This window comes from Vibrio sp. 811, from assembly GCF_033339195.1.
Genome location: NZ_JAWOUB010000005.1, coordinates 287,424 through 295,936, shown reverse-complemented (window position 1 = coordinate 295,936; position 8,513 = coordinate 287,424). Strand labels below are relative to the sequence as shown.

Annotated in this window: 9 protein-coding genes; 1 reads left to right on the top strand and 8 read right to left on the bottom strand. The window is 43.9% G+C overall.

Going from position 1 to position 8,513, the window contains the following annotated elements; translation table 11 throughout:
• Window positions 1-211 precede the first annotated feature (211 nt).
• Both R7Q46_RS11320 and R7Q46_RS11315 read right to left on the bottom strand, forming a co-directional pair.
• Window positions 212-610: a DUF6232 family protein gene (locus tag R7Q46_RS11320; protein WP_017821406.1), complete on the bottom strand. Its 399-nt coding sequence runs from the start codon at window positions 608-610 to the stop codon at window positions 212-214.
• 106 nt (window positions 611-716) lie between these two features.
• Window positions 717-1,490, bottom strand: a complete 774-nt coding sequence (locus R7Q46_RS11315; RefSeq protein WP_318077508.1) for an aminoglycoside phosphotransferase family protein — start codon at window positions 1,488-1,490, stop codon at window positions 717-719.
• Between the two features lie 235 nt (window positions 1,491-1,725).
• Here R7Q46_RS11315 and R7Q46_RS11310 point away from each other — a divergent pair, with 235 nt between their 5' ends.
• Window positions 1,726-2,688 carry an integron integrase gene (locus tag R7Q46_RS11310; RefSeq protein WP_318077507.1) on the top strand — a complete coding sequence of 321 codons (963 nt, stop codon included), beginning with the start codon at window positions 1,726-1,728 and terminating at the stop codon, window positions 2,686-2,688.
• Window positions 2,689-2,731: 43 nt separating this feature from the next.
• On the opposite strand, the gene R7Q46_RS11305 is transcribed toward R7Q46_RS11310, so the two are convergent.
• From R7Q46_RS11305 to R7Q46_RS11280, 6 genes are all read right to left on the bottom strand, one after another.
• On the bottom strand, window positions 2,732-3,205 hold the full coding sequence (locus R7Q46_RS11305) for a DUF2947 domain-containing protein (RefSeq protein ID WP_318077506.1): 474 nt from the start codon (window positions 3,203-3,205) through the stop codon (window positions 2,732-2,734).
• Window positions 3,206-3,218: 13 nt separating this feature from the next.
• Window positions 3,219-3,806 carry an HD domain-containing protein gene (locus R7Q46_RS11300; protein ID WP_130545081.1) on the bottom strand — a complete coding sequence of 196 codons (588 nt, stop codon included), beginning with the start codon at window positions 3,804-3,806 and terminating at the stop codon, window positions 3,219-3,221.
• A 1-nt stretch (window position 3,807) separates the two neighbouring features.
• Window positions 3,808-4,392, bottom strand: coding sequence for a ribosomal protein S5-alanine N-acetyltransferase (rimJ, locus tag R7Q46_RS11295; RefSeq protein ID WP_318077505.1), 585 nt, complete (start codon window positions 4,390-4,392; stop codon window positions 3,808-3,810).
• Between the two features lie 36 nt (window positions 4,393-4,428).
• Window positions 4,429-5,973, bottom strand: a complete 1,545-nt coding sequence (gene tyrR / locus R7Q46_RS11290; RefSeq protein WP_005388272.1) for a transcriptional regulator TyrR — start codon at window positions 5,971-5,973, stop codon at window positions 4,429-4,431.
• A gap of 100 nt (window positions 5,974-6,073) precedes the next feature.
• Window positions 6,074-7,114, bottom strand: coding sequence for a YcjF family protein (locus tag R7Q46_RS11285; RefSeq protein WP_005388274.1), 1,041 nt, complete (start codon window positions 7,112-7,114; stop codon window positions 6,074-6,076).
• Window positions 7,111-8,487 (bottom strand): YcjX family protein, encoded by a 1,377-nt coding sequence (locus R7Q46_RS11280; RefSeq protein WP_213973221.1) that lies wholly within the window; start codon window positions 8,485-8,487, stop codon window positions 7,111-7,113. The genes R7Q46_RS11285 and R7Q46_RS11280 overlap by 4 nt, the downstream gene beginning before the upstream one ends.
• Window positions 8,488-8,513: the final 26 nt, after the last annotated feature.

Genomic DNA, 8,513 nt, shown 5'->3' with positions numbered 1-8,513 from the left:
AATTTTAAGCATTTGTAAATAGTTAAAGCAAGTTTATGGAAAACGCTGAAAGTTACCCTATCCCTTTGATAGCCCACCATTTCCTCCAAGAACATAACGCCTTGTTAAGGTGTGAGGCACGCAATACCGAAGGTTCCGCATAACACCTTAACCACTAAAACCAACGCACGGTAAAAATGCCACGCGTGCCGAATCACTCTTGAACAATTTGTTATACGAATTTTTTCAGTGCCGACACTTGCTGTTCAAATAACTCACAATCTGACTTTGAGTATGACTTAGCTACATTAACCCATTGAACGCCCGTTTCATCTATGTGGCGAAACTCGACTTGAAGTGCATATTTAGAACAACGAAAAAGAGCAAAAACCAAACCTACAACCGTCAGACTAAGAACTAAAACTAGTAGCCATTGTGGCACCTCTTCCAACCTTGGAATAACTAACCAAACAGCCCCTGAAAAAACACACACCCAGAATAAAACTTGACCTAAATTATCAAGAAAACTTAACTTTTTAACCCTAACATTGTTTATCTTAGACAAAGGATATGAGTCTTTCTTAAACCTGAACTCTTTTGAATCCAAGTTAAAATCAGTATTTTTGTACATAATTTCCCTCTATTCGTATAACGCCGCATTAAGGTGTGAGCGACGCTTGGCTATACCTGAGCGAAGCGAAACTGCCAAGCGTTGCGAATCACTCTTAAATGCTTTGTTAGTTGCACAATGCGCACTGAATTTTTTGTTTATTTTCAGTGATATATTCTATGTCATCTAGATAGGCTTGAAGATGACCTTGCTCTATATTTTCAGCAAAGGATTCATTGCCATTTTCGGCTTCACTACGCATGAAGGATACTAAAGCCTGTAATCGCTGAACCATAGCATCAGCTAATTGCTCTCTTTCTAATTCAGTTGCACCGTAACTATCACAGAACAACTTAGCTCTAGCCACCTGCTCTGAGATTGTGCCTAGCTTATCATTGCTGTCAGTTTTGAAAGGAGACCAACAATAAACCGAATATGCTAAATCCCATATTCTTGGTGCTGGGTGCACCGTGTCGAAGTCAAACACACCAACAACTGTATTTTCTAATAGAGCAACATTGTATGGGGTAAAGTCACCATGACAGATAACCTCGAATGGCTCTCTCGGCTCTAACATCCATCGGTGTGCATTAACGTCAATTTGCTCCAAGAGTGAAACTGTTGAATCATGTATTTTACGTAATAATTTACCCGCAGACACGAGTGCATCATTTGTTGCGATTGCGCCAACTAGCGGATAATTGTAGGTATTACCTGCGACAAAACTTAAGATTTCTTGGTTTCGATTAACACCTAGAAACTTTGGGATTTCATCTACCTTTGCTCGCTCAAGATGCTTCAAAATAAGATGAATTGTAGAACTCCATGACTGAAGAGGTCGATAGACGACTTCACCATCTCGATATATTGTAGATTCTCTTCCGCCTGATAATTCTTCCACGATACCTCCCTGTGCAACTAACGCTTTCTATACGGCGACTTGCCGTCTTTCTGGCAGGCTACCGCCTTCTTTCTTATCAAAAGCGCTATCAATCGTAGCACTTATATGTCTGAAACAAATAGAAAAACAGTATGAATATGTGTGGTAGCGCGCGCAATTAGTCGGCGCACAGCACGCTAATTTCAAAAGTGGTGATACATTAACAGAACTGTATAAATAAACAGGTTAATTTATCATGAAAAGTCAGTTTTTACTTAGTGTAAAAGAGCACATGCTTACTCGTCATTATGCGAATAAAACTATCGAAAGTTATCTATTTTGGATAAAACGCTTTATCACTTTTCACCAGCTTGCACACCCATCAACACTAGCAGAAGATGATGTCATTCAATTTCTGAGTTACTTAGCGGTAGAAGAAAAAGTTGCGGTAAAAACGCAAGCTTTGGCGCTGAACTCAATATCATTTTTATATCGTGATTATTTCAAAACCCCACTATCACTTGATATGAGATTTCAGAAATCCTTGACCGAAAAGAAACTTCCCGTTGTATTAACCAGGGAGGAGATCCGAAGATTCGTTCAGCATATCGACCCGAGGTATAGACTCCATATTCAGCTGCTTTACGGCTCAGGGCTTCGAGTTATGGAATGTTTACGCTTAAGAGTTCAAGACATCGATTATGATTATGGTGCAGTTCGCGTTTGGCAAGGAAAAGGAGGTAAAAATCGTACAGTCACATTAGCCAAAGAACTGCATGAACCACTCAAAGCTCAAGTTAATTTAGCAAGAAACTATTACTTTAAAGATAGGCACATGCCTGGTTATGCGGGCGTATACATCTCTGAAGGTTTACGACGTAAATACCCAAAAGCGGAGCTAGATTTTAACTGGCACTTTTTGTTTCCATCAACAAAGTTAAGCGCAGATCGAGACACTGGTGAATTGAGAAGGCATCATATCAATGAAAGCGCAATACAAAGAACAGTAAAGCGCGCGGCACGCGACGCAAGCATTGAGAAAACTGTAACTTGCCACACACTAAGACACAGTTTTGCCACGCACTTATTGGAATCTGGCGCAGACATTAGAACTGTTCAGGAACAATTAGGGCATACTGATGTAAAAACCACGCAAATCTATACTCACGTTATCGAGCGCGGGGCTGGCGGCGTGTTGAGTCCATTATCCAGCCTTTAGAAAAACAAAGCCACCTCGAAAGGTGGCTTTGCTTTATAACTCGTTATTGACGAACACCGAGTTTCACATTGCCTTTTGAATCAAACCAAAGTGCTTGCGAACGGCGACGTCCTATTAGTATCGGACCATCGTCATAAAAGAGAAAGTTCTTCCAGTGCTTTTTAAAAATAGACCATTTCGTTTCGATGACATTGTACTTCTCGTAGCAAAAGTAAACGGTTACATCGTCTTGCCAATCGATATGTGCCTCAGCTTCCGCTGGCATGTCAGGATCATCCGACTCCCACGCAGCCATCCAATCCACAGTTTCAGACCAATTCGCCTCATTCATTGGCCAGTCTTGGGAACTAAGTCTATCCATATCAGGGCTTTGAGCACTGATATTTTCTTTCCAAAATTGTGCTGAGCGGGCTTGGCTCATCGGCTTAATAAAAGCCAAATCTTCTTCTGGCACACGCATCGACTGATGCGTAAAAATCCATTTTCTTTGGTATTCGTCCAAAGGCAAATAAGACATTCAGTCTCCTTTATTACGATTTCAGCCAACCTTTCTCTGTGGCTTCTTCAATCAACTCTTTCGCTTTGTCCCATAAGGTAACAGAGCCAAATTCAATTCGTTTATTAATGGTAAGTGCTTGTTCGCGTGAGACACCATGTTCCTTCCAACTCTGACCATTATTATGGTAGTTCAAGAGCATTGGAATTAACCGATCGAGTGCTTTTGCATACTTAGCATCATCGGTCTGCGCGGCTTCAAATTCATGCCAAAGCGCCAATAGCTCTTGCTCCTGATCGCTGGGTAACATACCAAACAAGCGCTCTGCGGCTCTAATTTCTTTTTTTGCTTGCTCTTGAGACGCAGCAGTATCATAAACAAAGGTATCGCCCGCGTCGATCTCTACTACGTCATGTATCAATAACATTTTCATCACTCGGCAAATATCAACAGGTGCATTCGCATGCTCTTCCATCAATATTGCCATCAGTGCGACATGCCAACTATGCTCACCACTATTTTCGAGGCGCCCTTCAGCACTTTTAACTCGAGTTCGGCGCAAAATGCTTTTGAGTTTATCGAGCTCGATTACGAGTGCTAACTGCTTTTCCAATCGTTCCATACTATCGTCCTTCTGGCTGCCAATTCGGATTAATAAGCGACGTTAGAACGTGGTCTTGCCACTCACCGTTAATCAAAAGGTAATCTTTTGCATACCCTTCTCGGTTGAAACCTACATGCTCTAGCACAGCTTCACTGCGTTTATTGTGAGGCATGTAGCCAGCTTGAATACGATGCAGTTTCTGAACGTTAAACATGTAGTCGCAAGCCATGGTTAATCCACGACGCATATAACCATGCCCTTGCGCTTTTTCAGCGAGAGAATATCCGACGTTACAAGAATAAAAAGGGAAGCGACTCAAACTACTAAAGGATATCGTACCTAGCATTTCACCCGAAGAGGCTCTGACTAAAAGGCAATAATACCCCAATCCCATTCGATGCAGCTCATTGAGCTTGATAAGCTTTTGCAACCAACCGTTCACTGAGAAAAAAGCCTCTTCACGTTTCGGTTCAAACGGTTTCAGGTATTCTCGGTTCGCTTGAAAATATTCGGCAATCATATCTGCGTCATCGATTTCAGCGGTACGAAGAAGCAAGTCACCGTCCAACTTATGTACGGCGATAGATGAGCTGTTATCTTCCATTACAAATGATTAATTCCGTCTTTTCGTTCAATTCGATTAATTCTTACGGATACCGTAATCACGCAGTTTATTAGCGATTGAGGTATGCGATACATTTAAGCGCTTAGCAAGCTTGCGGCTTGATGGGAATGACTGATACAAACGTTCCAGAACTTGAGATTCATAATCACGCATGATCTCATCCAATGAACCGTCGATGTTAAGCGTTGTACTACCAGCGCCGACTGACTGAGGCTGAGGTAAATTGAAGTGATCCGCGTTTAGTATACCACCATCCATTTCCGTGAGCGCTCGAAGAACCATGTTATCCAGCTGGCGCATGTTTCCTGGCCACTGATAATTTGCAAGGGCATCAACTAGACCATCATCAAACTCTGGCTTATCAATCCCAAGCTGTTGAGCATGTTTCGCGACGAACAACTCAAGCAATGGTGCAACGTCGTTTGAGCGCTTACGTAACGGAGGAATGCTGAGCGTAAGTACGTTGAGGCGATAATACAAATCTTCACGGAACATTCCTGCTTCAGAAAGCTCGGCAAGGTTATGTTTTGTTGAAGCGATGATACGAACATCGACATGCATCTCATCTTCTGCACCGACACGACGGAAATTACCATCCTGTAGAAAACGTAACAGCTTGATTTGAAGGTGCGAACTCATTTCACCGATTTCATCAAGAAATACCGTCCCGCCATTTGCTTGCTCAAAGATGCCTTTGTGGCCTTGTTCATGATTAAATGAACCCGGCGCATGACCAAAAAGTTCGGTTTCTGCTACATCGTCAGGCATCGAAGCACAACTCAAAACTAGGAATGGCTTGCTCGCACGGCTAGAACGACTGTGGCAAGCTTTAGCAAGCATTTCTTTACCGGTCCCCGTTTCGCCCTCAATCAACAATGGTTGGTCAAGCACAGACAGCTTCTTAGCTTGGTTCATTAGTGCTTTATGACGGTTCGATATACCAACAAAGTGCTCAAAACCCAGAGGATTATGCAGCGGTAGTGCTTCTTCAATTCTGGCAACTTGCTGACTAGAGCGAATCGTCATTAGAGTACTCGCTAGAGTCGAGTTTTGCGCTTCGTCTCGGATATAAACGGGCATCAACTCTAGAACATAGTCCAAGCCATCAATCACAAGGTTTTCCCGCGTTCGACCATTAACACCTTCAGACCAACGAGAGAAACGAACACTTGGTAACAAAGCACCGATTTGAGTACCAATCACTTCTTGCTTGTGAAGGCCAAGCAATGAAAGTGCAGACATGTTTGCCATGTCTACGGCACCTTTAAGATCAATGGCAAAAACCGGATCGGGCAAGTTATCAACTAACGAGAGCAGCTCCGTATTGTGGCGCTCCATCGGCATAAACTGGATTTTACGTACGTCTTTCACCCCCGGAATACGGCGGATTTCAGCCATCAGCTCACTAAACGTATCAAAATCAATATCCGGGCAATTCAAATAGATAATACCGCTAATATCGATTTCGATACCACGCAAGTCGATGCTTTTAGACGCTAAAATATCGAGCAGTTCTCGGGTCAAGCCGAGTCGATCTTCACATAAGACTTCAAGACGCACTTAAAATATCCCAATTCACAACTGTCAGGAAAAGTTGACAGTAGTTTCTATCATGCTTGGAATGGCGTCAAGCAATCCTATCCATCAAAGTTGATATTCGTTACGGTTTCATCGTAATTGATGCAACTTTCGCCGCCACTGCCTTGCGTATGGTGCCCAACTTAACCTGACGGTCAGGATACCAGGGTAGTGGACGCAATAAGGTCATCGCTTTCAAGCCCAAACGTGCCGTTAGAATACCAACACCGAGTCCCTGCCCTGCACGAGCAGAAACTTTGCCAGCAAGATCCATCGACATCAAATCCATACTGGCATCAATAGCGAGCTCACTGGCACCAGCCGCCGCCATATTGACAAATACCGCTCTTAGTAACTTGATGCGAGAGGCATAACCCAGCTCTACCCCATATACCTTGGAGAGGTTGTCGATCATTTTGAAATTTCGCCAAGCCACCAGCAACATATCAGCGGCAGCCAGAGGGCTCACGGCGACTAGGGCCGCACACTCGGTTGCGTGCTGTGATACGATTTTCGTTGCCAACTTGTCTTGTTGGCTCACCACCATCGAGTCATACATATCAAGAATTTCAGCGTCACTATGAGCAGGGTTAATACTGTTCTGCCAACGATCAAAGCCCGGATTCTCTGCCATCACACCACTTTGCTCTGCTACGGTTTCGCAAAAGGCTTTCCCTTTCCCAACGCTCTCACTATTAACAAGTGCTTCTGCTTCTTCTTGAACACTAAAATGATTTCGTAGTTTTCGCAGTTTCCAAAGCTCTTTACCCATAGCTCCTAAACCAAGCGAAGCGATCGCAGCAATAAACCCCGTCCAGCTTAAGGCTAGCCAATCAGAAGCCTGAATTGCGGTTATAACCGAGTCCACCGCTTGCCAGCCAACCAGACCAGCAAAAGTTGCAAATGCGCCAGTCGCGAGCCATTTTCTGCCCGATTTTGGACGAATGACATGCTCGAGTTGCAATTCCTGTTCGGTCTCCTGGTGCGCTTCTTTAACTTCAACAGGTACAAATGTTTCTTTTTCGCCGAATGTTTGCTGCGCCGTCAATTCCGGTTGATTCGATTGCTGCTCTTTTTCCATTACCTTTTCAGAGAAAACTTGTTTTTGCTTCAACTCGCTCATTTCAATTTATCTCCAATCAGGTAATCCAATGCTTTGTCTAAGCGTATGTGCTTCACTGGCTCATCATTCGGTGAGGGCATCGGACGAAACGACGTAAAATCAAACCCGTTGTTTTGCCAATACGCTGCATTTGGTAGCTTTTTCGGCACCTCTCCGGGAAACATAGTCATCGGCTCACCACCCAATGTTGTTCCTTGTAACGCCGGGATGGTCTTATCTCCAGAGGAAATAAACCCCGTCGTGGTTGCTTGGATGGAAGCGATACTCATGCAGTTCATATCAATATTTTCGTAGGCTGCCGTTTGCCATGCTGGATGCACCATTTGTTGGAGCAGAGACACCAAATTTGGGTGCTGATCGGGCGTGATATGATCCGCTTTTGTAGCAGCAAACAACACTTTGTCGATTTTTGGTGAGAATAAACGACGCAAAAAGCTACTACGACCATAGCGGAAGCTATGCATGATCTGTTCTAGCGCTTGGCGCATGTCGTAAAACGCTTCATCACCAGCATTGAGAGGCTGCAAACAATCCACCAGTACAATCTGGCGATCGAAGGTCGCAAAATGATGCTTATAAAACGCTTTCACTACTTTCTGTTGGTATTCCTGAAAACGGGCTTCTAGCATCGCTAAGTTACTGCCCTTGGGCGCTTTGCTTTCTGAATCAACACGACACGGGAAAAACTGTAGCACCGGCGCGCCTGCTAGCTCACCAGGTAATACAAAGCGGCCAGGCTGAACCCAATGAAGGCCAGCGTCTTTACAAGAATGAAGGTACTCTGTGTATGTGTGTGCAACTTTCTCAAGTAGTTTCTCATTCACTTCTGCAAAGAGATCAACTTTCTCCAGTTCAGAAAGCCAAGCTTTGGCTAAATCGCCACGCTGGCCTTTAAGTGCATCAAACTGAGTTTGCGACCACGTTGCAAAGTCCATGTCCAATAAAGGCAGGTCGAGCAACCACTCTCCTGGATAGTCGATAATATCAACATTTAAAATTGCGGTTTTACTCAACAGCTTTTTCGTGGTTTTATTTGGTTTGTACTTGAGCGCTAAGCGAATCTCACTCACATCACGTGTCGGTACTGGCCACTGAGGTGGAGTCGCATGAATTTGGCTCATCGCCTCATCGTAAGCAAAGCGTGGCACCATCATATTCGATTGAGGCTCACGCTTCGCTCCAATAAGGCGCTTATCTCTAGCCGCAGTCAAAAGAGGCAAATTGTCATGGGTTGCAGTATGAAGAAGCTGATTCACTAATGACGTGATGAATGCCGTCTTACCGGCACGAGAAAGTCCGGTGACAGCAATTCGAACATTAGAGTCCATACCTCTGTTGATAAAGTCATTAACTTCTTTCTTTATTCTCTTCATTACGCTTCTTTATCTTACTCCACTTT